The sequence below is a fragment of the Microbacterium wangchenii genome, assembly GCF_004564355.1.
Taxonomy (GTDB): Bacteria; Actinomycetota; Actinomycetes; order Actinomycetales; family Microbacteriaceae; genus Microbacterium; species Microbacterium wangchenii.
Map to the genome: position 1 here is coordinate 3,525,049 of NZ_CP038266.1, position 26,934 is coordinate 3,551,982.

Consider the following 26,934-nt stretch of genomic DNA (forward strand, 5'->3'; position numbering starts at 1 on the left):
CAGTCTGCCAGCGGCGCCGGACCACCATGTGCGCGGATGCTCACAGGTCGGCAACGATCCGACGCGGACGCGAGCGTCAACCCCCCGCTTCCACGGAGCCCGCCCCGACCGATCGGGATAGCCTGAAGGCATGACCACCGGCAGCGTCGAGCCGCAGGTGACACCCCGGGGCCTGCCTCAGACCGCCGTCCGCGATGTGCTCGCGCGGGCGGCGGCGGGAGCACCGCTGGATGCGGACGACACCGAGGTGCTGCTGGCGGCGACCGATCACGACCTCGAGGCGCTGCTGGATGCTGCGGCCGCCGTGCGCGACGCGGGGCTGGTCCACGCCGGCCGGCCCGCGGTGCTCACGTACTCGCGCAAGGTGTTCGTCCCGTTGACGACCCTCTGCCGCGACCGCTGCCACTACTGCGTCTTCGTCGACACCCCCGGTCAACTGCTCAAGAAGAACAAGCCGGCGTACATGTCGCCCGAGCAGGTGCTCGCCGTCGTCCGCCAGGGGCAGGCGCTCGGGTGCAAGGAGGCGCTGCTGACCCTCGGCGACCGGCCGGAGGACCGCTGGCCCGAGGCCCGCGCATGGCTCGACGAGCACGGCTATGCCTCGACGCTCGAGTACGTCGGGGCCATCGCGCGACTCATCACCGCCGAGACCGGGATGCTCGCGCATCTGAACCCCGGCGTCATGAGCGCCGAGGAACTGCGGGTGCTGCGCCCCACCGCACCCTCGATGGGCATGATGCTCGAGACGACGTCGACGCGGCTGTTCCTCGAGCCCGGCCAAGTGCACTTCGGCTCGCCCGACAAGGACCCCGCGCTCCGTCTCGCGGTGATCGAGAACGCCGGGCGGCTGCGGATCCCGTTCACCACCGGCATCCTCGTCGGCATCGGGGAGACGCTGCGCGACCGTGCCGAGTCGCTCATCGCCCTCCGAGACCTCCACGAGCGGTACGGCCACGTGCAGGAGGTGATCGTCCAGAACTTCCGGGCGAAGCCGCACACCGCGATGCAGGGGGTGGCCGACGCCGACCTGCGCGAATACGTCGCCGCCGTGGCCGCGGCCCGGCTCGTGTTCGGGCCGCGCATGCGCATCCAGGTTCCGCCGAACCTCTCCGATCCGGCGGAGTTCGATCTCCTCATCCGCGCCGGCGCCGACGACTGGGGCGGGGTGTCGCCGCTGACCGCCGATCACGTGAACCCCGAGCGCCCGTGGCCGCAGATCGACGAGCTCGCCCGGCTCACCGCCCACGCCGGCTACGCGCTGCGCGAGCGGCTGACGGCGCATCCGGAGTTCGTGCGAGACGCCGCGGAGTGGATCGACCCTGCGCTGCACCCGGCCGTGTCGGCCCTGGCCGACGCCGACGGTCTTGCGGTCGATGTGCGCCCGTCGCCGCTTCCCCCCGTTCAAAACTCAGGAGACACGCCGAGCGGAGGCGCCGCAACGGCCCCGGATGCCCCGGATCTCCTGAATTCTGCGCAGCTGAGCGAAGTGCGGCGGCTGGTCGAGCGCGCGGCCGGCGACCCGCTCGCCCTCGACGACGCCGAGTGGGAGACGCTGCTGCGCGCCACCGGCTCCGACCTCGGCGCCCTCACCGCCACCGCCGACGACGTACGCCGGTACACCGTCGGGGAGACCGTGAGCCTCGTCATCAACCGCAACCTCACCTCCACGGGCTACCGCGCGGCGGGGCGGGACGGGGCGGGCACCTTCGGGCTCGCCGATGCCGCGGCCATCGCCGCCGACGCCGCGAGCCTCGGCGCGACCGAACTGTGCATCCAGGGCCGGTTGCCCGACGAGGAAGATCCGCAGGCCTACCTGGAGATCGTGCGTGCCGCCAAGGGCGCCGCCGGCGACCTGCACGTGCACGCCTACCGTCCGCAGGACGTGTGGGACCTCGCCGAGCGCGCGGGTCTGGGGCTCGAAGGCGCGCTCGGCGCCCTGCGAGCCGCCGGCGTCGACACCGTGCCGGGCACCGGCGTGAAGGTGCTCAGCGAACGCGTGCGCGCCCTCGTCGCGCCGGGCGACCTCGAGATCGATCGCTGGACCGAGGGCATCACCGCGGCCCATCGCGCCGGTTTCCGCTCGACGTCGGTGCTGTTCTACGGGCACGTCGAGACGGCGCGCGAGCGCATCGCGCACCTCCGCGCCCTCCGCGGCATCCAGGACTCCACGGGCGGCTTCACCGAGTTCGTCCCCATCCCGCTGCCGGGATACGGCACGCCCCTGGTTCCCGGTCGCCCTCGCTCCGACGAGCACCGGGCGATGGTCGCGGTGTCACGGCTTCTGCTCTCCGGCAGCATCCCGCACATCCAGATCCCCTGGACGCGCGTCGGCCGCGGCGTCGCGTCCGAGCTGCTGCGCGCCGGCGGCGACGACCTCGGCGGCACGCTCCTGGACGGCCGCGTCCTGCCCGACACGGGCATCGAGCAGGGGCTCGAGTTGCCGGTCGCGGATGCGGAGCGCATCGCCGCGCGCCTCTTCCGCCCGTTCCGCCAGCGCACCACCGACTACCGCACGCTCCGGCAGGCTCCGCGATGACCCGCACATCGGTGGCGATCATCGGCGCGGGATTCGCCGGGCTCGGGATGGCGATGGCGCTGCGCCGCGCAGGGCGGGACGACTTCGTCGTGCTCGAGCGCGGAGCATCCGTCGGCGGCACGTGGCGCGACAACACCTACCCCGGCGTCGCGTGCGACGTGCCCTCGCACCTGTACGGCTTCGCCGCCCACCCCAACCCGCACTGGTCGGCGACATTCGCGCCGGGCGCGGAGATCCACCGCTACCTCTCCCGCGTCGCCGAGACCGAGGGGCTCGGCGACCGCGTGCGGCTGCGCACCCCGATGCTCGGCGCCGAGTGGGACGCCGATGCGGCGGTGTGGCGCATCCGCACGGGCGGCGAGCCGGTCGTCGCCGACACCCTCGTACTCGCGTGCGGACGCCTCACCGAACCCGACGTCCCCGCGATCGCGGGGCTGGAGACCTTCCCTGGCCCGATCTTCCACTCCGCACGATGGGACCACGACGTGCAGGTCGCCGGCCGCAGGGTCGCGGTGGTGGGCACCGGCGCCAGCGCCGTGCAGCTCGTTCCCCAGCTGGCGCGGGTCGCCGGTCCGGTGACGCTGTTCCAGCGGACCCCGGCGTGGATCGTCCCGCGCGGCGAATCCACGTACACGGCGGACGAGCAGCGCCGCTTCGCCGAGCACCCCGGCGAGCTGGCCCGCCTCCGCGCCGAGCTGTACGCAGAGGGCGAGGCGCGCTTCGCCTCGCGCTCGGGCGACGCCGGTGCCGCCGCCGCGGCGCGGGAGATCGCGCTGGCGCACCTCGAGTCCCAGGTCGCCGACCCGGCGCTGCGGGCAGCGCTCACGCCCGACTACGCGTTCGGGTGCAAGCGCGTGCTGCTCTCGGACGACTTCTACCCCGCCGTTGCCTCGGATGCGGTCACCCTGGAGCCGTCCGCGCTGGCGGCGGTGGAGGGTTCGACGCTCGTCTCCACGAACGGGACGCGCGTGGAGGCGGACGTGCTGATCCTCGCCACCGGATTCGCCGCGTCGCAGCAGCCGTACGCCGATCTCGTCCGCGGGGAAGGCGACCGGACGCTCGCCGAGCACTGGTCGAGCGGTATGACGTCGTTCGCCTCGACGGTGGTGTCGGGGTTCCCGAACATGTTCGTGCTGAACGGCCCCAACGCGAGCCTCGGCCACAACTCCTCGGTGCTCATGGTCGAGGAGCAGGCGGCGTACGCCGTGCGCGCCCTCGCCCTGCGCGATCGCCGCCCCGGCTCCGTCCTCCGCACCCGGCGCGAGGCCGAGGAGGCCTACACCCGCGAGATCGTCGAGGCCGCCGCATCCACGCCGTGGGTCACCGGCGGATGCCGCAACTGGTACGTCGACGCCCGCTCGGGGCGTCTCACCCTGCTGTGGCCGGGAACCGTGCAGGCCTTCCGCGAGCGCCTCGCCGCCGCAGACGGGTCGGAGTTCCAGATGGAGCACGCCCCCGTCCGCGGGGCGAGGGGAGAGGAATCATGACGGTACCGCTGCGATTCGGCTACAAGGCCTCGAGCGAGCAGTTCGGCCCGACCGAACTGCTGGAGTTCGGGGTGCTGGCGGAGGAGATGGGGTTCGACTCGGTCTTCCTCTCCGACCACTTCCAGCCGTGGATGCACGACGGCGGGCACGCTCCGGCGGCGCTGCCGTGGCTCGGGGCGCTCGGTTCCCGCACGTCGCGGATCGTCATGGGCACCTCGGTGCTCACGCCGACCTTCCGCTACCACCCCGGCGTCATCGCGCAGGCGTTCGCGACGCTCGGCGTCATGTACCCCGGCCGCGTCATCCTGGGCGTGGGGACCGGTGAAGCGCTCAACGAGGTGACCCTGGGCCTCGACTGGCCGGAGCCGCCGGAGCGGTTCCAGCGCCTGAAGGAGGCGATCACGCTCATCGAGAAGCTGTGGGACGGCGAACGCGTCACCTTCGAGGGCACCTACTACTCGGTGAAGGATGCCACGATCTACGACCGTCCCGCCGCCGACGAGAAGGTGCCGATCTACATCGGTGCGTCCGGACCCGCCGCCACGAGGCTGGCCGGCCGCATCGCCGACGGGTACATCACCACGAGCGGCAAGGCGCCCGAGCTGTACACCGACACACTGCTGCCGGCCCTGCACGAGGGCTTGCGCAAGGCCGGCCGCGCCGAGAACGCGATCGACACGATGATCGAGGTGAAGGTCTCGTACCACCCCGACGCCGACACGGCGCTGAACAAGTGCCGCTTCTGGGCGCCGCTCGCGCTCTCGTCCGAGGAGAAGATGGGCGTGCACGACCCCATCGAGATGCAGCGCCTGGCCGACGCGCTGCCCATCGAGCGCGCCGCATCCCGCTTCATCGTCTCCACCGACCCCGAGGAGCACGTCGACCGGATCGCCCGGTACATCGACCTCGGCTTCCGTCACCTCGTCTTCCACGACCCGGGTGAGGACCAGGCGGAGTTCCTCCGCATGTACGGGTCGGAGATCCTCCCGCGCCTGCGCGCGCGCTACAGCTGACCCCCTTTCCCCCTTCGGCGCCCGCGCGGCGCAGACTCGACACACGCAGGACGGACGACCGCATGACCCCGAAATCGCCCCTGGACCCGCTGGCGAACGAGCCGGAGCACGGCTCGGAGGGATGGGTGGTGATCGTGCCGGTGAAGCCGGCGACGGTCGGGAAGTCGCGCCTCGCCGAGGCCGCCGTCGACCGCGCGGCACTGGCCCGGGCGATCGCCCTGGACACCATCGCCGCCGCCGCCGGCGCGACCCGCGTCGCGCGCGTGGTCGTGGTCACCGACGATCAGGAGCTGATCCGGGCCGCGTCCGGCCTGCCGCGGATCACGACCGTGCCGGAGACCGAGGCGGCGGGCCTGGATGCGGCGATCGCCCTGGGTGCTGCGGCCGCCGGTCAGGGCGCACCCCGGGCCGCACTCCTGGGCGACCTCCCCGCACTGCGTCCCGCCGACCTCGATGCGGCGCTGGCGGCGGCCGGGTCGGTGGAGCGCGGGCTCGTGCCCGACGCGGAAGGCACGGGCTCCACGCTCGTGACCGCGCGCCCCGGCGCGGTGTGGACCTCGGCGTTCGGGGAAGACTCCGCCGCGCGGCACCGTCTGCTCGGGTGCACCGACCTCGACGTCCCGGAGGACTCGACGCTGCGCCGCGACGTGGACACGCCCGCACAGCTGGCGGAGGCGGAGTCCCTGGGCCTCGGGCCCCGCACCGCCGCGCTGCTGAGCACCGCACCCGTCGCATAGGCGGCGCGCGGACGCCAGAACGAGGGGCGTCAGGACGCGGCGGCGAGTGCGGTGTCGACGATCGCGGCCGAGGCGGCCACGTCGGTCATCCACAGCGGCGTCACCACCGGACGGATGCCCGCGGCATCCACCGCCGGCGCCGTGGCGGCGTCCTCCTCGGCGATCAGCCACGCGTCGAGCAGGCCGCCCGCGCGTCGCGCAGCGTAGTGCGCGGCGACGGCCGCCGCGGAGGTCTCCACGCCGATCGCGGTCAGGCACACGTCGGCCATGCCGCGCACGACCCGGCCGCCGATGATGGGCGAGACGCCGACGACGGCGGATGCGGCGGCCAGAGCCTCCCGCATCCCCGGCACCGCGAGGATCGGCCCGATCGAGACGACCGGGTTCGACGGCGCCACGAGCACGACGTCGGCCGCGGCGATGGCCTCGACCACGCCGGGCGCCGGAGAGGCGGCGGCGATACCGGGGTTGCCGAAGCGCACCGGCGTGAGCGCGGCGCGATGACGCGTCCACCACTCCTGGAAGTGCAGGTCGCGCTCGGCGCCGTCGGCGTCGCGCACCGTGACGATCGTGTCGGCCTCGGCATCGGTCATGGGCAGCAGTCGCGCGCCCAGATCCCAGCGGCGCGCCATCCGCTCGAGCACCTGCGTCGGGGTGAGGCCCTCGCGCAGCCATCCGGTGCGGGCCAGGTGCGTGCCGAGGTCGAGGTCGCCGAGCGTGAACCACGGCCAGCCCGCCCCCCACTCCTGGAGTTCGGCGTGAACGCGTTCGGTGTCGCCGGCCCGACCCCAGCCGCGGGAGGTGTCGTTGACACCCGCGAGGGCGTAGGTGATCGAGTCGACGTCGGGCTGCAGCCGGACGCCCGAGAGCCACACGTCGTCTCCCGTGTTGACCACGACGGTCGCCTCCGGCGCCCCGCGGCGGGCGAGGGCCGCGCGCACGCCGAGCGTGAACTTCGCGCCGCCGACCCCGCCGGCCAGCACGACGACGCGCGGGCCGCCCTCCCCCGCCGAAAGTGCATCATCCTGGCGAGAGTGCACAGGATCCGGTGCACTTTCGCCGGGATGGTGCACGCTCGCGGCGGCGGGCCCGGGATCGGTCACGGTGCGACGGCGGATGCGGCGGCCCGCGCGGCGGCGGGGAGGGCCTCGATCACCCGTCCCACGGCGTCGTCGTCGTGCGCGGCGGTGAGGAACCACGCCTCGTAGACGCTCGGCGGCAGCGAGACGCCCGCGTCGAGCATCGCGTGGAACAGCGGCGCATAGCGCCACGACTCCTGCGTGAGCGCGGTGGCGTAATCGCGCGGGGCATCGGGGAGGAACGCGACGCCGAACAGCGACCCCGCCCGCGGCACCGCGTGCACGACGCCCTCGGCCGTGAGCGCCGCCGACAGCGCGTCGGCGATGGCGGATGCCGCAGCATCCACGCGCGCGTAGACCTCCGGCGTCGCCCCGCGCAGCGTCGCCAGGCCCGCCGCGACGGAGAGCGGATTGCCCGACAGCGTGCCCGCCTGGTACACCGGTCCGGCCGGGGCGAGGGCGTCCATGACGTCGGCTCGTCCGCCCAGGGCGGCCAGCGGCATCCCGCCGCCGACGACCTTGCCGAACGTGAACAGGTCGGGCGTGTACTCCTCGCCGGCGTCCTGCTGCAATCCCCAGAACCCGGCCGGATGCACGCGGAACCCGGTGAGCACCTCGTCGAGGATGAACAGCGCGCCGTGGGCGTGCGCGATGTCGGCGAGCGCGGCGTTGTAGCCGGGCAGCGGTGGCACGACGCCCATGTTCGCCGCGGCCGCTTCGACGATCACCGCGGCGATGCGGTCGCCGTGCAGCGCGAAGGCCTCGCGCACGGCGTCGAGGTCGTTGTAGGGCAGCACGAGGGTCTGCGCGGCGATGGGCGCGGGCACGCCCGCCGATCCGGGCAGGGCGAGCGTCGCGATGCCGGAGCCGGCGGCGGCCAGGAGCCCGTCGGAGTGGCCGTGGTAGTGCCCGGCGAACTTCACCAGCAGGTCGCGTCCTGTAACTCCGCGGGCGAGGCGGATGGCGGTCATGGTCGCCTCGGTGCCGGTGGAGACCAGCCGCACCTTCTCGACCGGGTGGCGCGCGCCGGCGGAGACGCGGGACGCGATGACATCCGCCAGCTCCACCTCGGCCGAGGTCGGGGCGCCGAAGGAGAGCCCGCGGGATGCGGCATCCTGCACCGCGGCGACGACCTCGGGATGGGCGTGGCCGAGCAGGGCGGGACCCCACGACGCGACGAGGTCGACGTACGTGCGGCCGGCCTCATCCGTCACCGTCGCGCCGCGCGCCGACGCCAGGAAGCGGGGCGTGCCGCCGACGGACCCGTACGCGCGCACGGGCGAGTTCACCCCGCCGGGGATGACGCTGCGCGCCCTGTCGAACCACTCGTCGTTGCGGTCGGTCATGTGCGGTTTCCCTTCCACCCACGTCGGCGAATGTCGCGAAGGTCGGAGGATGCGGGGGACATCCTCCGACGTCGGCGCGATCCTCCGACGTTCACAGATCGGCGCGGAGCCAGCGGGCGGCCTCGGCCGCCCAATACGTCAGGATGGCGTCGGCGCCGGCGCGGCGGATCGACAGGAGGCTCTCCTCGATCGCGCGGCGACGGTCGATCCAGCCGTTCGCGGCGGCGGCCTCGACCATCGCGTACTCGCCCGACACCTGGTACGCCCACACGGGCGCGTCCACGGCGGCACACACGTCGGCGAGCACGTCCAGGTACGGCAGGGCGGGCTTGACCATGACGACGTCGGCGCCCTCGTCCACATCCAGCAGCGCCTCGCGCACGCCCTCGCGGCCGTTGCCCGGGTCGAGCTGGTAGGTGCGGCGGTCGCCGGTCAGCTGCGAATCGACGGCTTCGCGGAACGGTCCGTAGAACGCCCCGGCGTACTTGGCCGAGTAGGCCAGCAGCATCGTGTCGGTGAACCCCTCGGCATCCAGCGCCGCGCGCACGTGCGCGACCTGGCCGTCCATCATCCCCGACAGCCCCAGCATCGCCGAGCCGGCACGGGCCTGGGCGAGGGCCATCGCGGCGTAGCGCTCGAGGGTCGCGTCGTTGTCGACCGCGCCGCGGGCGTCCAGGACGCCGCAGTGGCCGTGGTCGGTGAACTCGTCCAGGCACAGGTCGGTCTGCACCACCAGCGCGTCGCCCACCTCGGCCACGAGCGCCTCGGTGGCGACGTTGAGGATGCCACGGGGATCGTCGGCGCCGGAACCGACGGCGTCGCGCACGGCGGGGACGCCGAACAGCATGACGCCCCCCAGACCCGCGTCGGCGGCATCCACGGCGGCGGCCCGGAGGGAGTCGAGCGTGTGCTGGTGCACGCCCGGCATCGAGGAGATCGGTGCGGGCTCGGTGATGCCCTCGCGCACGAACAGCGGAAGGACCAGCTGCGAGGGGACGAGGTGCGTCTCACGCGCGAGACGGCGGACGGCCGGGCTCTGGCGGAGGCGACGCGGGCGATGCTGCGGGAAGCTCACGGCTGCAATTCGTCGGAGGCGTGCGGGAGGGGGAAGCGGGAGACGGCGTCGATGAGGGCGTCCACGGTCTGCTGATCGGCGATGACGTCCACGCTCAGGCCGGTGCGCCGGGCGTCCTTCGCGGTGCGGGGGCCGATGGCGGCGATCACGGTCGCCGGCGGGATGTCGGGGAACTGCGCGTGCACCTGCTCGGCGACCGACCCGCTCGTGACGAGAATGGCGTTGATCCGGCCGGATGCCACGTCGGTCGCGACCTTCTCGGCCACCGGAACCCCCACCGTCCGGTACGCGACGACGCTGCGCACCCGATGCCCGGCCTCGCTCAGCAGCCGCGTGAGGACGGGCTTGGCGATCTCGCTGCGCAGGGTGAGCACATCGCGCGGCTCGCTCTCGCGCGCGATCATCTCCTCGGCCAGCCCGGCGGCGGAGTTGTCGCGCTCGGGGACGAGGTCCACGCGGTAACCGACGGCCTGGAGGGCTGCCGCGGTGGTCTCCCCCACGGCGGCGATCTTCGTCTTGGCGGGGATCTGCGCGCGGTAGGCGTAGAGCACGTCCACCGTCGTGGCACTGGTGACGGTGAGCCAGTCGAAGGCCCCGGCGGCGAGGTCGGCGAGCGCCTGGTCGAGGGTCGCCTGATCGTTGGTCGGGGCGAAGTTGATCAGCGGGGCGATCACCGGCACGGCGCCCTGCTGCCGGAGGGTCGCCGCCACGCCGTCGCCCCACGGGCCCCCGCGCGGCACGAGCACGCGCCAGCCCGCGAGGGGCTTGCCGGGTGCCGGCGTAGACCGGGAGCTGTGATTCATGGGGTCGACTCTCGTGGTACCAGGTCGGCCGCCCCGCGTTCGAGCAGCCGACGTGCAATGTCGAACCCGGTGCGCGTAGCACGCGCGATCGGGTCCGCGCCGTCGGCAGCATCCGCACCATCGCCGCTACCTGGGTACCCACCATACCCCCGCTCGTGCGGGGGAGGGACTTCCAGCCGCACGGTGCGGTCCAGACCCACCCGGTGCGCGCCGTCGAGGGCGTACACGATGGCGCGCACGCGCAGATCCCCGTCCGTCACCTCCGCATGCGTTCCGACCGGCGCGGAGCATCCCGCATCCAGTCCGGCCAGAACCGCGCGCTCGGCGGTGACGGCGGTGCGCGTCGCGGTGTCGTCGAGGAGGGAGATTGCCGCGAGCAGATCGGGGTCGGCATCGGTCGTCGTCTCGACGGCGAGCGCGCCCTGGCCGGGGGCCGTGGGCCAGTCGGCCAACCCCAGCGGCTCGGCGTGCAGCCCGCCCAGATCGCCGCCGAGCCGGGAAAGCCCTGCGGCGGCCAGGATGACCGCATCCAGCTCCCCGTCGCGCACGCGGGCCAGGCGGGAGTCGACGTTGCCGCGCAGGTCCTGCACGCTCACGCGCGGGTTCCGGCGCCGCACCTGGGCGATGCGCCGCGGGGAGCCCGTCCCCACGACCGCGCCGTCGGCCAGATCGCCCAGCGGCGTCCCGTCGCGGGTGATCACGACATCGCGTGCGTCCTCCCGCAGCGGGGTGGCGGCGATCACCAGACCGGGAGGCTGCGCGGTGGGCAGATCCTTCAGCGAGTGCACGAGCAGGTCGCAGCGCCCCGCCAGCAGTGCCTCGCGCAGCGTCGTGGCGAACACCCCGCGGCCACCCAGCTGGGACAGCGACGCCCTCGAGACATCGCCTTCGCTGACGATGGGGACGAGCTCGACGGACCGGCCCGACGCGGCCGCGAGCGCGTCGGCGACCTGCTGGGATTGGGCAAGGGCCAGCGCGCTGCGCCGTGTGCCCAGACGAAGGGTCATCGGCGCCTCACTGCAGCACCTCGGGCACCTCATGCACCTCGATGAGCCGTCCCGTGAAGAACGGAACCTCCTCGCGGACGTGGCGGCGCGCCTCGGTGTAGCGCAGCTCGCGCATCATGTCGACCAGATCGGTGAGCACGTCGGCTTCCATGGGCAGCAGCCACTCGTAATCGCCCAGGGCGAAGGATGCGACGGTGTTGGCGGTCACGCCGGTGAAGGCGGCCCCCTTACGGCCGTGGTCGGCGAGCATCGCACGGCGCTCGGCCTCGGGAAGGAGGTACCACTCGTAGCTGCGCACGAACGGGTACACCGTGAGCCACTGCTTGGCCGGAACGCCGCGGAGGAAACCGGGCACGTGGGCGCGGTTGAACTCGGCGTCGCGGTGCACGCCCATCGCGTTCCACACCGGCAGGAGCGGCCGCAGCAGCTCGGTGCGGCGCAGCCGGCGCAGATCGCGCTGCAGCGCCTCGGGGTCGGGGCCGTACAGCCAGATCATCAGGTCGGCGTCGGCGCGGAGACCGCTCACGTCGTAGAACCCGCGCACCGTGACACCGCCGCTCTCGATGAGGGCGACGATGTCGCTCAGTTCGGTGTCGTCGGGCTCGGCGACAGGGTTCTCCGGGTCGCGACGGAGCACGGCCCAGAGGGTGAACACGGATTCGGGAGAGTCCTCGGACATGCCTCCAGTCTGCTCCGCGGCGCCCGAGCCACCAAACGCGCTCACCTGGTGTAGAGCCGCACCAATCCCCAGACCGCCAGGCCGGCCGCCACGGCGACTCCGACGACGGCGGCTGCCGCGCCCGTGGGGTTGACGCGTGCGAACTCCCGCGCTTGCGCGACACCGCGGTCCACGCCATGCCCCACGCGCTTGGGTACGTTCGCCTTGACCTCGATGGCTGCCAGCGTCGCCTTCAACTCGGCGCGCGCCTTCTCGACGGGATCGGAGATACCCAGCGCGACGGCGGTGCGGGGGACGGGAACGGGTCGATCAACGCTCATTCGCGTGCCTCTTTCACGATCCGGATGTCTTCTGCGACGGCCTGGCCGGGATTCTCCCCGGAGCCGAGTCGACGGAATCGCATGATGCCCAGGAGCGCGAGGATCGCGACGAGAACCAGCATCACGCCGAACACCACGAGGGCCGACAGCCACACCGGCCACCACGACGACAGGCCGGCGATCACGAAGGCGAAGAAGACCGGCAGCGACCAGAACAGCACGAACAGGGCGCCGACGAACCAGCCGGCCCCGATCCCGGCCTGCTTCGCCGTTTCACCCAGCCACTTCTTGGCGGCATTGATCTCGGCGACGACGAGATTGCGCACGAGCTCGGGGATGTCCCCGAGCAGGGTGAACAGACTCTCGTCGGCGCGGTCGCGGAACCCGCGCGGCGTGGTCATCTCAGTCAGCTCCCGGCGCTGGTGGCGTTCTTGGTTTCGCCGGCCTGCGGCTGACCCGAGGTCTTCGCGTCGTCGGAGTTCTTCGTCCCGGCGGAGTCCGTGTCACCGGACGTGGAGCCGCCGGCGGCCTCTTCGGCGTCTTCCAGCGAGTCCTCCACGGCTTCTGCGACGTCGCGGGCGGCCGACTTCGCAGCCGCGGCGGCGCGCTGCGCCTTCTCCGACACGCTGCCCGAGCCGCCGGCTGCCGTGGTGACGCGCTTCGCGCCGTCCCACAGGACGCCGGGGACGACCTTGGCCGCCGAGGTGCCGAACGCCTTGGCCTTGTCGACCTGCTTCTGCACCGGGTCGGTGTGCCAGGCCTTCAGAGCCTGTTCCTTGATCTGCTCGTAGCGTTCGCGGCCCGCGCGACTGCCGAGCACGTATCCGGCTGCGAGGCCGATGACGAGTCCTACTTTGCCCTTCATGGGGCTCTCCTCACGATCGATGATGGGAGGTGCGGTGCGCTCCCACAGTAGCCCCGTATTCCTCTCGCGGCATTCGCCCTTGACATCCTCCGACCGGGAGGGCAGGGTCACGCGCCCGAGGCCGTCTCCCGCCACAGCAGCGCCGAGCGGACGCGCTCGGCTTCGGCGCGCGCGTCGGGAACGACCTGGGCGAGGCCCGTGCCGGACAGCCACGCGCCCGTCGCCCCGAGGCCTGCGACGGCCCGGACGGCGCCGCGGGCCGCGGCCGTCGTGGCGGCGCGGCCGATCGTGGCCGCAGGCTGCGCCTGCGCGTACCGTTCGCGCTGCGCGCCGCGCAGGCTCGCCGCGCCCAGTTCCACGCCCAGCATCCTGGCCGCCTCCGCCAGGGCGAGGGATGCGGCGGCGTCGTCGTCGAGGGCGGCGGTGGCCGGTTCCTCGCCCTGCGCGCCGAACGAGACCCGCAGCACGTGACGATCCCCGCCGGCTGCGGCCGCGACCCACTCCCACTTGGCGGTGGAGTGCGTGAGCGCCTTGGCCGGTCCCGTGCCCGGCACGGTGAGCACGCCGGATCCGCGGGGCGCGGCGTCGAGGGCGGCGGAATCGACGACGAGGGTGACGACCTCCACGACGGGCGCGGGCGCGGCCTCGCGATCCAGCAGCGGCGCCACCGGGGAGAGCAGTTCCCGCGCCGCGCGCTCGGGCACCGCGACGATGACGGCGTCGGCGCGCATCGGGGAGGCGCCCCCGGCTGCCGCATCCGGCTGCTCCCCCGCGGCCTCGCCGTCGGCCACGTGCACGTCCCACGCCTCCCCCGTGGCCTGCAGGCCGGTGACGCGTGCACCCGTGCGGATCTCCCCGCCCAGTTCGCGCACACGCTCGGCCAGAGCGTCCACGAGCGTCGACATGCCCCCGCGCAGGCCCTCGACCGCGCTCCCCGGTGCCGCCGTGCGGCCGCCGCGCAGCTCGGCGACGGCGCCGCTGAGCGACCCCGTCCGGGTCAGCGCGGCGTTCAGCCCGGGTGCCGCCAGGTCGACGTCGATGTCGTCGGGCCGGGCGGAGTAGACCCCGCTGGTGACAGGAGCAACGAGCCGGTCGAGCACGCGCGCGCCCATGCGGCTGCGCACGAGCGCCCCCAGGCTCTGCTGATGCCCGATCGTGAGCGGCGGGCGCAGCCGGTCGAGGTAGGCCCGCCATGCGCCGCGCCATCCGATGATGCGCCGCACCTCCGGGGCCCACGGGTTGTCGGGGATGCCCAGCACGCCGCCGCGCGGCAGCGGTGCCGCCGCCCCGCCAGGCAGTCCGGCGACCCACGCGCCGGCGGGGCGGGGGGTGGTGACCGCATCGCTCAGCCCGAGTTCGTCGACCAGGGAGCGGACAGTGCCGCCGCGGGTGGCGTAGCTCTCGGCACCCACGTCCAGGACCAGGCCGTCGATCTCGGCCGATCGCACGACGCCACCCACCCGCGGGTCCTGTTCGAGCACCGTCACGCGCACACCGACCTTCGCGCATTCCCACGCGGCGACGAGGCCCGCGACACCACCGCCGACCACGACGACGTGCTTCTGGCGGGCCTGCGCGGCGAGGCGGTCCAGCGGGCCCTCGCTCATGCGGCCTCCTCGTGGGCGAAGGCGACGATCCGGCTCAGGACTGCCGGATCGGTGTCGGGCGGCACGCCGTGGCCGAGGTTGAGGATGTGCGCGCGCGCACGTCGACCGCGCGCCAGGACGTCCGAGACATGCGCGAGCAGGACCTCCTCGGGAGCGGACAGCAGCGCGGGGTCGATGTTGCCCTGCACCGTCGTGTCCTCCCCGAGCACCGCGGCCGCCTCATCCAACGGCTGGCGCCAGTCGACGCCCACCGCGTCGGCGATCCCGTCCAGGCGCATGTCGGCCAGGAACGGTCCCGTGCCCACGCCGAAGTGGATGCGGGGCACCGTCACCCCCTCGAACGCCGCGCGCGAGTGCGGCGCGGCAAAGGCCCGGTAATCGGCGGTGGAGAGGGAGCCGGCCCACGAGTCGAACAGCTGCACGGCCGAGGCGCCGGCCGCCACCTGGGCCTGCAGGAACGCCGACGACACGGCGGCGAGCCATCCGGCCAGGCGGTGCCAGGAGGCGGGATCGGAGTGCATCATGGCGCGCGCACGCAGGTGCTCCTTCGACGGGGCACCCTCCACGAGGTACGCAGCGAGCGTGAAGGGGGCGCCGGCGAATCCGATGAGGGGCGTGTCGCCGAGCTCGTCGGTGACGATCCGGACGGCCTCGCGCACGGGGCCGGCAGCCAGGGCGACGGCGGCCGGATCGATCGCCGTGACGCGCGCGACGTCGGATGCGGTGCGCACCGGGTCGGCGAAGACCGGGCCGCGTCCGGGCTCGATCTCCACGTCGATGCCGGCGAGGCGCAGCGGGATGACGATGTCGCTGAAGAAGATGCCCGCGTCCACTCCGTGGCGGCGCACCGGCTGCAGCGTGATCTCGGCCGCGAGGTCCGGCGTCAGGCACGCGTCCAGCATGCGCGTGCCCACGCGCAGCTCGCGGTACTCCGGCAGGGAGCGGCCGGCCTGGCGCATGAACCACACCGGGGTGCGGTCGGGGCGGTCGCCGCGGAGGGCGCGGAGGAGGGGTGCATCGGGTGAGGCCACGTCTCCCATCCTCGCACCCGCCGTCCGGGCGCCGGCTGGGCGTCAGGCCGGGGCGCCGCGCCCCGCGAAGTCGGCCAGCAGCTCGGCCGGACAGGCGGCGCGGGCGTGCTCCGCTCCGGCGAGCGCGCCGAGCCGATCCAGGGCGGCGAGCGTTCCGATGCGGTCGGATGCGGCGGCCAGCGCGCGCACGAGCGCGTCGGCCGCCGCGATCTGGCGTGCCGGATCGCGCGCGTTGGTGGCGATCTCGAGGGCCTCGCTCAGGTGCCCGATGCGTTCACGGGGCTGGGCGGCGGCGGCGGCTCTGAGCATGAGGGCACGGTGCAGGCAGCGGAGGTCGCCGAGGCGGCGGAACGCGTCGACGAGGTCACCGAGGTCACCGGCCCCCGCCAGCCCGAGGCCGGCCTGCACCAGCTGCGCATGCGCGGTCTCGTGCGGGTTCTGCATCGCCTCGGCCGCCGCGCGCGCCTGCGCGGCCCACCCGATCGCCCGCTCACGGTCGTCCGGGTGCTCGGCGGCGACGGAGGCCATCATGTACCGCACATTGTTGACGTGCACGAGATCGCCCGCGCGCGCGTACGCGCGCATCGACGCCGTGAACGCCGCCAGCGCCGCGGCCCGGTCCGGCGTGGCGCCTGCCCGCAGAGCGATCCCCCGCGCCTGGAGGATGGCTCCCCGGTCCCAGTCCCCGCCGTGCTCGCCGACGAGCCGCTCCGCGGCCGCGCAGTGCATCAGCGCGGTCTCGACATCGCCCCGGTAGGCGGCCGCCCAGGCCGCCAGCTGCTCCGCGGCGCGTGTGCCGTCGTCGTCCGCGGCTCCGGCAGCCGCCCGATCGGCGAGGGAGCGGACGAGATCGATGTCGACGAACGCCAGCGCCATGCCCACCGCGAGCAGCTGCTGCGGCGTGGCCGAGGCGAGCACTCCCTCATCCCGGGCGGCGTCGGTGAGCGCGTCGATGCTGTCGATGTCGGCCCCGTACTGCTCGACGCCGACGGCGAGGTCGGCCGCGAGTGCCATCGCATCGGGGTGACCGGCCGCGATCATCCAGCGCAGGGCGGCGTTGACCTCCGGGCACAGCACCGCCGATCGGTGCGACGCCGACGCGCTCGCGTCGGTGCGCGCGGTCCGGATGAACGCCCGGGCGGTCTCGGTGACGGCGACGGCGTGCAGCTCCAGCACCTCGCGGATGGTCGACGCCTCGGTGCGGGCGTGCACGAACTCGCGCATAACGGCCAGCAGCCGGAAGCGGCCGGGGTGCGTGCGCGTCGGCACGATCAGGGAGTGATCCAGCAGCCGCAGGACGACGCCCGTCGTGCCGGGTCCCGTCACAGCGGCGGCGAGGTCCATGTCGAACGTGCGGGGAAGGGCGGCCAGGCGCCGCAGCACATCCTGCTCCTGCGTCGACAGCAGATCCCACGTCCACCCGAAGGCGGTGTCGAGGCTGCGGTGGCGCCCGGCCGGACTGGCACGGTCCAACGTCGCCAGGTCACGCGCCAGGCGCGCGTCCAGTTCGGCGAGGGGAAGGTGCCGGGCCACGGATGCGGCCAGCTCCAGGGCGAGCGGAAGTCCGTCCAGCCGCTGCGCGATCCTCGCCACCAGCACCGGGTCGCCGGCGTCCGCTCCGGCCGCGCGCAGGCGATCGGACAGCAGGGCGCACGCCGGCGAGTCCGCACCCTCCGCCCCGAGCGGGCGGAGGGTGTGCACCGCCTCCCCCGGCGCGCCCAGCGGGGTACGGGAGGTCACCAGGACGCGCACGGACGGGACGCGCATGCGCAGGGCGCCGACCACCGCGACGGTGGCCGGTCCGACCCGGTCGGCGTTGTCCAGGAGCAGCAGGTGCGGGCGCGCGGCCAGCGCGACCGAGACGGCGCCCTGCAGGTCGCCGGGTGTGGCCTCCAGGCCCAGCGCGCGGGCGATCCGGGTCGCCACGTCGTCGGGGGCCGCGTGCTCGAGCTCCACCACGAGCGGCGTGCGCTCGCCGTCGCCGTGGGCGGTTTCGAGCCCGAGGCGGGTCTTGCCGACCCCTCCCGGTCCCACGATCGTGACCCACCCGTGGCGTTCGAGGAGCGCGCGCACGGCGGAGAGGTCGTCGTCACGGCCGTGCAGCGTGTCGGTCGGCACCGGCACCGATCCCTCGTGCCGTGCGCGGGCGGCTGCGACGAGGGCCGCGCGGCTCTCGGCCGCGAGCTTGCGCCGCAGACTCGCGATGTGACTTTCGACGGTGCGCACGGAGATGAACAACTCCGCGGCGATCTCGGGGTTGGTCTGGCGCCGCTCCACCGCGGCGAGCACCGCGCGCTCGCGCGGTGTGAGGGCGGACCCGCTCACGGGCGCCACTCTACTCAGGCCCCGCGCGGGCGGAAGAGCGCGTCAGGACAGCGCCTGCAGCACCGGCTCCAGTGCGTCGGTGATCGCTCCGGCGGGCCTGGAAGAGCCGGGGTCGGCGGCGTCGGCCTCGAGCTCCGCGATCTGTACGCCGACCACTTCGCTCCGCGCGATCGCCCGCGCGCACGCGCTCAGCTGCGCGAGCGTCATCCCGCCGGGGACGCGATAGTCCGTCGGCACCGTTCCCGGCTCGAGCACGTCGCAGTCGATGTGCACGTACACGGGCCGGCCCGCGATCGCGCGGCCGAGGTCGTCGTCCATATCGCTGCCCACGGGCACGAGGGTCACGGAGCCACCGTCGACGAGGCGCTGTTCGGCGGGGTCGAGGTCGCGGGCTCCCACGAGGATCACGTCCGTCAGGGCGAGCCCCGCTCCCCATCCGGAGTCCCACAACCCCACCGGACCGGACAGCGCGAGGCCGCCGAGGAAGCCCGTCGTCGTGGTCTGAGGGGTGTTGAGATCGGCGTGCGCGTCGAACCACACCACCACCGCATCCGGCCGGTGCCTCACGACGACCGGCAGCGTCGCCAGGGCGACGGCGCACCGGCTGAGGGCGGTGACGGGCGATGCACCGGCGCGGAAGAGGCGGTCGAAGTGCCCGGCCAGCTCCGCGAAGGCCGGCGCCGCGACGACCAGCGCCTCATCCCACGGGGACGGCTCCACGGGCCGGCGCTCACCGATCACGATGGGCTCGACCGCGAGTCGCTCCGCCAGCACCGCCGTCAGGACAGGGGAGGCAGCCATGGCGCGATCGCTGTGGTCACCGGCTCGACCGGCGAAGTGGGTCAGGACGACGGGCACGGTTGCTCCTTCGGTGCGGCGAGCGCATGGCGGCGACCGCCACGGTAGGAGACCGTGGCCGGACGGGCAATGACCCGCCCGGCCACGTGCAGCGGATTGCCGCCATCCCCCGGCATGCCGCCCTGGTCACCGCACGGTGGCGGTCACCAGGAGGTACTCCCACTGCATCCGGCCGTCGACGATCGCCGCATCGGCCAGCGCGTCCAGCGCCGCATCCAGCGCCGCCACCTGCGCGGGGTCGTCGGCGATGCGCCGATAGACCGCGATGGTGGGCCCGTAGTGCGAGGCGAAGTACTCGCGGAACCGGCCGCCCGTATCGAAGCGGTCGATCGTGACCGTCTCGCGCACGGCGGAGAAGTCGGTGACGGATGCGCCGAACAGCTCGCGCACGTGCGCGTCGTCGCCCCACAGCGGTGCCGGCTGCGCTCCCGGCGGGGGCGGCGCGTTGAACGGCTTCATCGTGGCGAACATGCGGCCCACGAATCCCTGCGGCGTCCAGCTGAGCACGCCGATCCGTCCGCCGGGGCGCGCGACGCGCAGGATCTCGGTTGCAGAGCGCTCGTGGTGCGGCGCGAACATCACGCCGACGCTGGAGACGACCGCATCGAACGCATCGTCGGGGAAGGGGAGCGCCTCGGCGTCCGCCTCGCGCCATTCCAGTTCGGCCCCCGCCTCCCGTGCACGCCGGCGACCGGCGTCGAACAACTCCGGTGTGAGGTCGGAGGCGACCACCGTGGCTCCGCGCAGCGCCGCGGGGATCGCGGCATTGCCGCTGCCGGCGGCGACATCGAGAACGCGGTCGCCGGCCTGGACGCCGACGGCATCGACCAGGCGCGGGCCGAGCGACCAGATCAGATCGCTCGCGAGCGCCGGATAGTCCCCCGACGCCCACATCGCACGATGCTTCGCCTTGAGCGCGCGATCGGCCTCATCGACGACGGATGTCTGCGTATCGGTCATGTCCGTTCCTTCCTTGTCGCTCGAACACGGCCCACCCTCCTCCCCGTGCGCGACCGCGGCATCCGTGCACCGCACGGAGATCCGCACGCACGCGCACGCGCGGATCGCTCGGCGTCGAGGCATCGGGCCGCCCGGTTGCGGCACGCGGGTAGAATCTCCTCTCGTGCTGCTGTGCGTCTCCGCGAGTCACAAGACCGCGTCCTTCGAGCTCCTCGAGCGCCTCAGCGTCCCCTCCACGCCCGTCGCCCCCCTCATCGCGGCGCACTCCGAATGCGTGCAGGGCGCCGTCGTGGTCGCCACGTGCAACCGCTTCGAGGCCTACGTCGACATGGATGAACCGGTCACCGCCTCCCGCGTCGTCGGCGTGGAGGCCACGCTCGCCGCGATCGAATCGGCCACCGGCGTCTCCGCCGCCGAACTGGAGGGCTCGTACCGGGTCCTCGGCGGCGACGAGGTCGCCGAGCATCTGTTCGCCGTGGCATCCGGACTGGAATCGGTCGTCATCGGTGAAGGCGAGATCGCCGGACAGGTGCGCCGGTCGCTGAAGGAATCGCGTCGTCTGGGCACGACCTCGGGCGAGCTCGAACGGCTGTTCCAGCGGGCCTCGGAAGCCCAGCGCGGCGTGAAGAACGCCACGGCCCTCAGCCGCGCCGGACGCTCGCTCGTGCGTCTCGCCCTCGAACTTGCCGACAGCCGGATCGCCGACTGGTCGGCGCTGCGCGTGCTGCTGGTGGGCACCGGCGCCTACGCCGCCGCCACCGTCGCGGCACTGCGGGACCAGGGCGCGCAGGACATCTCGGTGTACTCGCCGTCGGGCCGGGGCGCGAAGTTCGCGGCGAAGTACGGCCTGCACAACCTCGCCGCCGAGCGTTATCCGTCCGTCGCCGCGCACGCCGACCTCGTCATCACGTGCACCTCTGCGGAGCATCCCGTCCTCAGCGCCGACACCCTGGCAGCCGGCCGGACCGGGTCCGAAACGGTCGGCCCCGCAGCCGAGGTGCCCCCTGCCGGCCCCCTCGCGCGCCGGCTCGTGATCGACCTCGGCCTGCCGCGCAACGTCGATCCCGACGTGGCCGGAGTCCCCGGCGTCGACCTGCTCGATCTGGAGACCATCCGGCTGCACGCTCCGGTGGAGGAGCTGCAGGCCACCGACGCCGCCCGCGAGGTCGTGCGCGACGCCGCGCGACGCTTCGCCGTGGTCGGCGAGCGCCGCAACGTCACCCCCGGGATCGTCGCGCTGCGCACGCACGCGTTCGGAGTGCTCGAGGGTGAGATCGCGCGCGCCCGGGCGCGCGGAGACGACGACGGTCGCACCGAGCAGGCGCTCCGCCACCTCGTCGGCGTGCTGCTGCACGCCCCCACGGCGCGCGCGCACGAGCTCGCCGAACTGGGGCGCGGCGAGGAGTACTTCGCCGCCCTGTCGACGCTCTTCGGCATGGAGGTGGCCGACGAGGAGCCCGACGCCGCCGCATCCGATACCGGCGCCGCCTGATCCGATCCAGTCCCTACCCGCTCGCGCAGCCGGCGGGTTGGATGGTCGTGCACGGGATCCGGGCCTCCCGGCCGACGCCGATGAGAGGAGTGAACGAGTGACGGAACCGACGACAGTACGGGTGAGCGTCATCATTCCCGTGTTCGAGCCCGGTGCCGGCTTCGACGACCTCATCGCGTCGCTGGACAGGCAGACACTCGACGCCGGTCGGTTCGAGGTGCTCCTGTGCGACGACGGCTCGGGCCCGGAGACCCGGGACCGCCTCGCGCGCGTGGCCGAGAGCCGGCCGAACGTGCGCGTCCTCACCCTCCCGCACACCGGGTGGCCCGGCGCTCCACGCAACGCCGGCATCGACGCCGCCCGCGGGCAGTACGTCTTCTTCTCCGACCAGGACGACCGCCTGTTCGAGGGAGCGCTGGAGCACCTGTGCGATTACGCCGACCGTCACTCCTCCGACGTCGTCATCGGCAAGGTCGTGGGGGTCGGCCGGCGCATCCCGCAGATGTTCCGGCGCGACATCCCGCACGCGCAGCTCGGCAAAGACCCGCTCCTGGAACTCCTCACGCCGCACAAGCTCTTCCGCACCTCGTTCCTGCGCGAGCACGGCATCCGCTTCCCCGACGGCAAGGTGCGCCTCGAGGACCACCTGTTCGTGATGCAGGCGTACTTCGCCGCCACGACCATCTCCATCCTCTCCAGCGAACGCTGCTACGCGTGGCTGAAGAACCCCGGCAGTGCCAGCTCGTCCCGGATCGATCCGGAGACCTACTTCCCCCACCTGGAGGCCGTGCTCGACATCGTGGAGGAGCACACCACCCCGGGCCCGCTGCGCGACACACTCCTGCGGCACTGGTACCGCGGCAAGATCCTCAAGCGGCTGGGCGGACGGCGGATGGTCCGCTACCCCGACGACTACCGCGCCCGGTTCCTCGACGTCGTCATCCCGCTCTCGCGCCGCAGATTCGGGCCCGGCGTCCAGCAGGGCCTCGCCTTCCCGCTGCGCGTGCGGTCGGCGCTGCTGCTCGGCGATCATCGCGACGAGCTCGTCCGCCTGGCCGAGTTCGAGGCCGCGCTCACGTGCAGCGCCGACCTGACCGCAGCCCGGTGGATGCGCCGGGGCAAGCTCGTCCTCACCGTCCGCGTCGGCGCCCTGCGCGTGGGGGACCAGCCACTCGTGTTCGAGGAGCGGCCGGTCGCGGCCGAGCACGGTGCCGCGGATGCCGGCTCGGGTGCCACGAGGGCGCTCGTGTGGCGGCCCCCCGCGCACCTGGGCCTCGACGTCCTGCCGGAGGAGACGTTCGATGCGACGCGTGACCTGCGGGACGACCAGGTCGAGCTCTTCCTGCGCGACCGGCGCGGCCCCGCCCGCCGCGTCCCCGGCCCGGTGGCGAGGAGGCTGGACGCCGCGACGCTGACCATCGATCCGCTGCACACCTTCAGCCGTCGCAGCACCTCGCGCGGCGGCCCGCTCCGCGTGCGCGTGCAGCACGCCGGCTGGAGCGTCACGGTGCCGCTGCGGGCCGATCAGGCCACCGTCGACGCCGTCGGACGCTCGCCCCTGCTCGCCGGCCGCCGGTGCACGCTGACCGGCAACGACGACGGGACGCTGGCCCTGAAGCGCGAGTGGCCGCGCGGGCAGGCGCGCGACACGGTGGCCCGTGCTGTGCGCCGCGCCGGCCGGGCGGTGCGCCGCATCCGCCGGCGGGGCTCCGGCGCCGGTGGAAGGATGGCAGCATGAGCCTGCACATCACCGCCGACGCCGACGCCGACCAGCTGCTCAGCGACAATCCGCTCGCCCTCCTGGTCGGGATGCTGCTGGATCAGCAGATCGCGATGGAGACAGCCTTCACCGGGCCGCTGAAGATCCGCGATCGCATCGGGGCGATGGATGCCGCCACCATCGCCGGCTACGACCCCGACGCGTTCGCCGAGGCGTTCAAGACGCCGCCCGCCGTCCACCGCTTCCCCGGGTCGATGGCCGGTCGCGTGCAGGCGCTGTGCGCGGCCGTCGAGCAGGACTGGGGAGGTGACGCCGCCGCGATCTGGACGCAGGGCTCCCCCTCCGGCGCCGAGGTGCTCGCGCGGCTGAAGCGGCTGCCGGGCTTCGGCGAGCAGAAGGCGAAGATCTTCCTCGCGCTGCTGGGCAAGCAGTGCGGCTTCGACGGACCCGGCTGGCGCGACGCATCCGCCCCCTACGGCGAGGAGGGCTCGTTCCGCTCCGTCGCCGACATCATCAGCCCCGAATCGCTCACGAAGGTGCGTGAGCACAAGCGCGCCATGAAGGCCGCCGCGAAGCAGCAGTAGCGCCCGCGCCGGTCAGGCGCCGCGGAGGCGCTCGGTCAGGTAGGCGTGGAGGACGTCGAGGGGCACGCGCTCCTGCGCCATCGTGTCGCGGTCGCGCACCGTGACGGCGCGGTCGTCGAGCGAGTCGAAGTCGACCGTGACGCAGTAGGGCGTGCCGATCTCGTCCTGACGGCGGTAGCGCCGCCCGATCGCTCCGGCGTCGTCGAAGTCGACGTTCCACATGCCGCGCAGCCCGTCGGCGACCTCGCGCGCGAGCGGGGAGAGCCGCTCGTTGCGCGAGAGCGGCAGCACCGCGACCTTCACGGGAGCCAGGCGCGGGTCGAGCTTGAGGACGGTGCGCGTATCGACGCCGCCCTTGGCGTTGGGAACCTCCTCCTCGACGTACGAGTCGACGAGGAACGCCATCATGGCGCGAGTCAGGCCGAACGAGGGCTCGATCACGAACGGCGTGTACTTCTCCCCCGACGCCTGGTCGAAGAAGGTCAGGCTCTGACCGGATGCCTCGGAGTGGCTCTTCAGGTCGTAATCGGTGCGGTTGGCGACACCCATGAGCTCGCCCCACTCCTTGCCGGGGAAGCCGAAGCGGTACTCGACGTCGATCGTGCCGTCGGAGTAGTGCGCGCGGTCTTCGGCCGGGACGTCGTAGCGGCGCATGTTGTCGGCGTCGATGCCGAGGTCGATGAACCAGTTCCAGCACGCCTCCACCCAGTGCTCGAACCACTCGTTCGCCTCGGCGGGCGGCGTGAAGTACTCGATCTCCATCTGCTCGAACTCGCGCGTGCGGAAGATGAAGTTGCCGGGGGTGATCTCGTTGCGGAACGCCTTGCCGACCTGACCGACGCCGAACGGCGGCTTGCGCCGCGACGCGGTGAGCACGTTGCTGAAGTTGACGAAGATGCCCTGCGCCGTCTCCGGACGCAGGTAGTACAGGCCGCTCTCGTCGTCGACGACGCCCAGGTACGTCTTCACCAGGCCCGAGAACGCCTTCGGCTCGGTGTACTGCCCCTTCGTGCCGCAGTTCGGGCACGGGACATCCGCGAGCCCGTTCTCGGCCGGCCGGCCCTTGCGCGCCTCGAAGTCGTCGATCAGGTTGTCGGCGCGGAAGCGCTTGTGGCAGTGCAGGCACTCCACGAGCGGGTCGGTGAAGGTCGCGACGTGTCCGGATGCCTCCCACACGCGCTTGGGCAGGATGATCGAGGAGTCCAGCCCCACCATGTCGCCGCGCCCGCGGACGAAGGTCTGCCACCACTGGCGGCGGATGTTCTCCTTCAGCTCCGTGCCCAGGGGCCCGTAGTCCCACGCGGAGCGGGATCCGCCGTAGATCTCGCCCGCCTGGAAGACGAACCCGCGGTGGCGGGCGAGGGCGATGACCTTGTCGAGGCGGGACTGTTCGGCCACGGTGGCTCCAATGGTCGCAAGAGGTGGGATGCCGCGGAATCTCGGCCCCTCGATTCTACCGAGCGGCGCCCGGCCCCCTCGCCGCGCTGCTGTGGGGCTCCCGTGCGGCACGGCACTCGCGGAGCTGGCGCGTTGTCATGCGCCGCCGAAGCCGCACCACTCCGCGACCCACGACAGCATGCGCGCCTTCATCTCCGGCGGTGCGGGGATGTCGACCTCACCCCGCACGTCGCCGACGACCGCGTCGACGGTGAAGATCGTGCCGCGCTTGTCCTCCTGCACCACGTGGGGGTCGCAGCGCTGCGGCACCAGCGGGATCTCGACGGTGCGGGCGGATGCGGTGGGGCCGATCTCGATGCCGAGCGGGTGGGGAGCGGGCGGGGCACCGGCGGCGTACATGAGCAGCGTCGTCGAGTCGACCGCTTCCAGCCGGGCGGTGCCCGCACCGGTGGGCTCGATCGACAGGACCAGCGCGCCCGCGCGGCCGGCGGGGGCCGGCGTGAACCCGGAGATCGACACGGTCGCGACCTCGGCGAGCGCATCCGCGAGGCACTCGCGCGCGTACAGCTCGGGGAGGAACCCGAGCGTGTCGACGATGTCGGATTCCGCACGGTACGCGGTGTCGCCGACCTCCACCTCCATCGCGATGGTCGTGGTGGCAGCATCCGGCGCCGCGCAGTCCATCGGCGGCAGCTGCACGCGGACGTCCACTCCGCGGCCCGGTGCCAGCGTCGTGGCACGGTCCACGACGCGCGCGGCGACGCCGTCGAACCGCGGATCGGCGACCTCGACGGCGCCGAGCGTCACCGGCGCGTCGCCGTCGTTGTGCACGCGCACCTGCGCCTGCCGCGCCGCCACGTCCGAGCGCTGCTGCACGAGGCTCACCTCGACCCCGGGCGGGAGCCCCTCCGGCTGCGCACCGGCGCCGCCGCATCCGACGAGCAGCGCCGCCGCCGCGAGCGCGAGCATCGCGCCCCTGACCTCCTTCATGCGGTCAGGGTACTCGCGCTCCCCCGCCGCGCCGAGAGTGCATCACCCCGGCGAATCCGCACCGGATTGCGTGCACTCTCGCCGAGGTGGTGCACATCCGACGTGGAGGGGGCGGGAACGCTAACGCCGGGAGCGACGGATGTAAAGGGTGTCGGCGAGGGGAAAGCGTGCTCGTAGCGTCGAGCCATGGACACCTCCGACTTCTCCCCCCGCCGTGCCATCGTCACCGCCTCGGACTCGGGAATCGGCGCGGCGTGCGCCGTCGCCCTCGCCGAAGCGGGCATGGACGTCGGCATCACGTGGCACTCCGACGAAGAGGGCGCAGAGCGCACCGCCGAGGCCGTGCGCGCGCGCGGCGGTCGCGCCGTGATCGCCCGGTTCGACGCCACCGACCTCGCCTCCGCGGGCGGTGTCATCGACGGCCTCGCCGAGGAGCTCGGCGGCGTCGACGTCTTCGTCAACAACGCCGGCGGCGGCTCGGGCGGCGGCGCCCTCGACCTCGATCTCGACGGCTGGCGACAGGACCTCGGCCTGAACCTGGACGGCGCCTTCGTCGCCATCCAGGCCGCGGCGCGGCGGATGGCCGCGGCCGGAACGGGCGGCCGCATCATCGCGATCACGAGCGTCCACGAGCATCAGCCCCGCGTGGGCAGCGCCGCCTACGTCGCGGCCAAGCACGGCCTCGGCGGCCTCGTGAAGACCCTGGCGCAGGAGCTCGGCGCCCAGGGCATCACGGTCAACGCCGTCGCCCCCGGCGAGATCGCGACGCCTCTGAACGACATGGACTCCGAGGACGCGCAGAAGACGCACCGCCCGGGCATCCCCCTCGGTCGCCCGGGGCGGCCCGAGGAGATCGCCGCGGTCGTGGCATTCCTGGCCTCCCCCGCCGCCTCCTACGTCACCGGCGCGAGCTGGGTGGTCGACGGTGGGATGCTGCAGATGGGGCCGCAGGCCGGCTCCGACCTCACGAGCGACGACTGGCGCAACGCCGGCTGATCCACTTCGACGACCGCAGGAGAATC

General features: G+C 73.4%; 24 protein-coding genes. 8 read left to right on the plus strand and 16 right to left on the minus strand.

Going from position 1 to position 26,934, the window contains the following annotated elements:
• Window positions 1-130 precede the first annotated feature (130 nt).
• The 4 genes from cofG to cofC all read left to right on the plus strand — a co-directional run bounded on the left by cofG (window position 131) and on the right by cofC (window position 5,773).
• Window positions 131-2,536 carry a 7,8-didemethyl-8-hydroxy-5-deazariboflavin synthase CofG gene (gene cofG, locus E4K62_RS17115; protein WP_135069847.1) on the plus strand — a complete coding sequence of 802 codons (2,406 nt, stop codon included), beginning with the start codon at window positions 131-133 and terminating at the stop codon, window positions 2,534-2,536.
• Entirely contained in the window at window positions 2,533-4,023 is a 1,491-nt protein-coding gene (locus E4K62_RS17120) for a flavin-containing monooxygenase (protein WP_135069850.1), read from the plus strand. The genes cofG and E4K62_RS17120 overlap by 4 nt, the downstream gene beginning before the upstream one ends.
• Complete coding sequence (gene fgd / locus E4K62_RS17125) at window positions 4,020-5,036, plus strand: glucose-6-phosphate dehydrogenase (coenzyme-F420) (protein WP_135069853.1); 1,017 nt, start codon at window positions 4,020-4,022, stop codon at window positions 5,034-5,036. The genes E4K62_RS17120 and fgd overlap by 4 nt, the downstream gene beginning before the upstream one ends.
• Before the next feature lie 62 nt (window positions 5,037-5,098).
• The gene (gene cofC / locus E4K62_RS17130) at window positions 5,099-5,773 is read left to right on the plus strand and encodes a 2-phospho-L-lactate guanylyltransferase (RefSeq protein ID WP_135069856.1); all 675 of its coding nucleotides are present in this window, start codon (window positions 5,099-5,101) and stop codon (window positions 5,771-5,773) included.
• A 29-nt stretch (window positions 5,774-5,802) separates the two neighbouring features.
• Here the strand turns inward: cofC and cofD are convergent, their stop codons facing one another.
• From cofD to E4K62_RS17200, 14 genes are all read right to left on the minus strand, one after another.
• Window positions 5,803-6,813, minus strand: a complete 1,011-nt coding sequence (cofD, locus tag E4K62_RS17135) for a 2-phospho-L-lactate transferase (protein WP_135069859.1) — start codon at window positions 6,811-6,813, stop codon at window positions 5,803-5,805.
• A 59-nt stretch (window positions 6,814-6,872) separates the two neighbouring features.
• Complete coding sequence (locus E4K62_RS17140; RefSeq protein ID WP_135069862.1) at window positions 6,873-8,198, minus strand: glutamate-1-semialdehyde 2,1-aminomutase; 1,326 nt, start codon at window positions 8,196-8,198, stop codon at window positions 6,873-6,875.
• A 91-nt stretch (window positions 8,199-8,289) separates the two neighbouring features.
• Entirely contained in the window at window positions 8,290-9,273 is a 984-nt protein-coding gene (hemB, locus tag E4K62_RS17145) for a porphobilinogen synthase (protein WP_135069865.1), read from the minus strand.
• Window positions 9,270-10,076, minus strand: a complete 807-nt coding sequence (locus E4K62_RS17150) for a uroporphyrinogen-III synthase (RefSeq protein ID WP_135069868.1) — start codon at window positions 10,074-10,076, stop codon at window positions 9,270-9,272. Before E4K62_RS17150 ends, hemB begins: the two co-directional genes overlap by 4 nt.
• On the minus strand, window positions 10,073-11,083 hold the full coding sequence (hemC, locus tag E4K62_RS17155; RefSeq protein ID WP_135069871.1) for a hydroxymethylbilane synthase: 1,011 nt from the start codon (window positions 11,081-11,083) through the stop codon (window positions 10,073-10,075). Before hemC ends, E4K62_RS17150 begins: the two co-directional genes overlap by 4 nt.
• A 7-nt stretch (window positions 11,084-11,090) precedes the next feature.
• Window positions 11,091-11,762, minus strand: coding sequence for a hydrogen peroxide-dependent heme synthase (gene hemQ / locus E4K62_RS17160; RefSeq protein WP_135069874.1), 672 nt, complete (start codon window positions 11,760-11,762; stop codon window positions 11,091-11,093).
• A gap of 41 nt (window positions 11,763-11,803) precedes the next feature.
• Window positions 11,804-12,082, minus strand: coding sequence for a hypothetical protein (locus tag E4K62_RS17165; RefSeq protein WP_135069877.1), 279 nt, complete (start codon window positions 12,080-12,082; stop codon window positions 11,804-11,806).
• Complete coding sequence (locus E4K62_RS17170) at window positions 12,079-12,483, minus strand: phage holin family protein (RefSeq protein WP_135069879.1); 405 nt, start codon at window positions 12,481-12,483, stop codon at window positions 12,079-12,081. The genes E4K62_RS17165 and E4K62_RS17170 overlap by 4 nt, the downstream gene beginning before the upstream one ends.
• 5 nt (window positions 12,484-12,488) lie before the next feature.
• Window positions 12,489-12,947 (minus strand): hypothetical protein, encoded by a 459-nt coding sequence (locus tag E4K62_RS17175; protein WP_187270445.1) that lies wholly within the window; start codon window positions 12,945-12,947, stop codon window positions 12,489-12,491.
• 107 nt (window positions 12,948-13,054) lie between these two features.
• Complete coding sequence (hemG, locus tag E4K62_RS17180) at window positions 13,055-14,554, minus strand: protoporphyrinogen oxidase (RefSeq protein WP_135069882.1); 1,500 nt, start codon at window positions 14,552-14,554, stop codon at window positions 13,055-13,057.
• Window positions 14,551-15,594, minus strand: coding sequence for a uroporphyrinogen decarboxylase (hemE, locus tag E4K62_RS17185; protein ID WP_135069885.1), 1,044 nt, complete (start codon window positions 15,592-15,594; stop codon window positions 14,551-14,553). The genes hemG and hemE overlap by 4 nt, the downstream gene beginning before the upstream one ends.
• 33 nt (window positions 15,595-15,627) lie before the next feature.
• Window positions 15,628-17,910, minus strand: coding sequence for an ATP-binding protein (locus E4K62_RS18915; protein WP_135069888.1), 2,283 nt, complete (start codon window positions 17,908-17,910; stop codon window positions 15,628-15,630).
• Between the two features lie 42 nt (window positions 17,911-17,952).
• On the minus strand, window positions 17,953-18,768 hold the full coding sequence (locus tag E4K62_RS17195; protein WP_205805819.1) for an arginase family protein: 816 nt from the start codon (window positions 18,766-18,768) through the stop codon (window positions 17,953-17,955).
• 126 nt (window positions 18,769-18,894) lie between these two features.
• Entirely contained in the window at window positions 18,895-19,728 is an 834-nt protein-coding gene (locus E4K62_RS17200) for a class I SAM-dependent methyltransferase (RefSeq protein WP_135069891.1), read from the minus strand.
• Window positions 19,729-19,891: 163 nt separating this feature from the next.
• Here E4K62_RS17200 and E4K62_RS17205 point away from each other — a divergent pair, with 163 nt between their 5' ends.
• The 3 genes from E4K62_RS17205 (at window position 19,892) to E4K62_RS17215 (ending at window position 23,524) form a co-directional block, all read left to right on the plus strand.
• Window positions 19,892-21,220, plus strand: coding sequence for a glutamyl-tRNA reductase (locus E4K62_RS17205; RefSeq protein ID WP_135069893.1), 1,329 nt, complete (start codon window positions 19,892-19,894; stop codon window positions 21,218-21,220).
• 97 nt (window positions 21,221-21,317) lie between these two features.
• Complete coding sequence (locus tag E4K62_RS17210; RefSeq protein WP_167747833.1) at window positions 21,318-22,958, plus strand: glycosyltransferase family 2 protein; 1,641 nt, start codon at window positions 21,318-21,320, stop codon at window positions 22,956-22,958.
• The gene (locus E4K62_RS17215; RefSeq protein WP_135069898.1) at window positions 22,955-23,524 is read left to right on the plus strand and encodes an HhH-GPD-type base excision DNA repair protein; all 570 of its coding nucleotides are present in this window, start codon (window positions 22,955-22,957) and stop codon (window positions 23,522-23,524) included. Before E4K62_RS17210 ends, E4K62_RS17215 begins: the two co-directional genes overlap by 4 nt.
• Before the next feature lie 12 nt (window positions 23,525-23,536).
• On the opposite strand, the gene E4K62_RS17220 is transcribed toward E4K62_RS17215, so the two are convergent.
• Together E4K62_RS17220 and E4K62_RS17225 are read right to left on the minus strand one after the other, a co-directional pair.
• On the minus strand, window positions 23,537-24,922 hold the full coding sequence (locus tag E4K62_RS17220; protein ID WP_135069901.1) for a glycine--tRNA ligase: 1,386 nt from the start codon (window positions 24,920-24,922) through the stop codon (window positions 23,537-23,539).
• 135 nt (window positions 24,923-25,057) lie between these two features.
• Window positions 25,058-25,912, minus strand: coding sequence for a hypothetical protein (locus E4K62_RS17225; RefSeq protein WP_135069904.1), 855 nt, complete (start codon window positions 25,910-25,912; stop codon window positions 25,058-25,060).
• Between the two features lie 186 nt (window positions 25,913-26,098).
• Between E4K62_RS17225 and E4K62_RS17230 the strand changes: the two genes are divergently transcribed.
• Entirely contained in the window at window positions 26,099-26,908 is an 810-nt protein-coding gene (locus E4K62_RS17230) for an SDR family oxidoreductase (RefSeq protein ID WP_135069907.1), read from the plus strand.
• Window positions 26,909-26,934 lie beyond the last annotated feature (26 nt).

Coding starts and splice junctions, on each gene's coding strand:
- E4K62_RS17165 (WP_135069877.1), bottom strand. CDS start 12,082: ATGAGCGTTGATCGACCCGTTCCCGTCCCCCGCACCGCCGTCGCGCTG.
- cofG (WP_135069847.1), top strand. CDS start 131: ATGACCACCGGCAGCGTCGAGCCGCAGGTGACACCCCGGGGCCTGCCT.
- cofC (WP_135069856.1), top strand. CDS start 5,099: ATGACCCCGAAATCGCCCCTGGACCCGCTGGCGAACGAGCCGGAGCAC.
- fgd (WP_135069853.1), top strand. CDS start 4,020: ATGACGGTACCGCTGCGATTCGGCTACAAGGCCTCGAGCGAGCAGTTC.
- E4K62_RS17150 (WP_135069868.1), bottom strand. CDS start 10,076: ATGAATCACAGCTCCCGGTCTACGCCGGCACCCGGCAAGCCCCTCGCG.
- E4K62_RS17200 (WP_135069891.1), bottom strand. CDS start 19,728: ATGACCGATACGCAGACATCCGTCGTCGATGAGGCCGATCGCGCGCTC.
- hemC (WP_135069871.1), bottom strand. CDS start 11,083: ATGACCCTTCGTCTGGGCACACGGCGCAGCGCGCTGGCCCTTGCCCAA.
- E4K62_RS17230 (WP_135069907.1), top strand. CDS start 26,099: ATGGACACCTCCGACTTCTCCCCCCGCCGTGCCATCGTCACCGCCTCG.
- E4K62_RS17175 (WP_187270445.1), bottom strand. CDS start 12,947: ATGAAGGGCAAAGTAGGACTCGTCATCGGCCTCGCAGCCGGATACGTG.
- E4K62_RS17120 (WP_135069850.1), top strand. CDS start 2,533: ATGACCCGCACATCGGTGGCGATCATCGGCGCGGGATTCGCCGGGCTC.
- hemE (WP_135069885.1), bottom strand. CDS start 15,594: ATGGGAGACGTGGCCTCACCCGATGCACCCCTCCTCCGCGCCCTCCGC.
- E4K62_RS17140 (WP_135069862.1), bottom strand. CDS start 8,198: ATGACCGACCGCAACGACGAGTGGTTCGACAGGGCGCGCAGCGTCATC.
- hemG (WP_135069882.1), bottom strand. CDS start 14,554: ATGAGCGAGGGCCCGCTGGACCGCCTCGCCGCGCAGGCCCGCCAGAAG.
- E4K62_RS17170 (WP_135069879.1), bottom strand. CDS start 12,483: ATGACCACGCCGCGCGGGTTCCGCGACCGCGCCGACGAGAGTCTGTTC.
- hemQ (WP_135069874.1), bottom strand. CDS start 11,762: ATGTCCGAGGACTCTCCCGAATCCGTGTTCACCCTCTGGGCCGTGCTC.
- E4K62_RS17215 (WP_135069898.1), top strand. CDS start 22,955: ATGAGCCTGCACATCACCGCCGACGCCGACGCCGACCAGCTGCTCAGC.
- E4K62_RS17225 (WP_135069904.1), bottom strand. CDS start 25,912: ATGAAGGAGGTCAGGGGCGCGATGCTCGCGCTCGCGGCGGCGGCGCTG.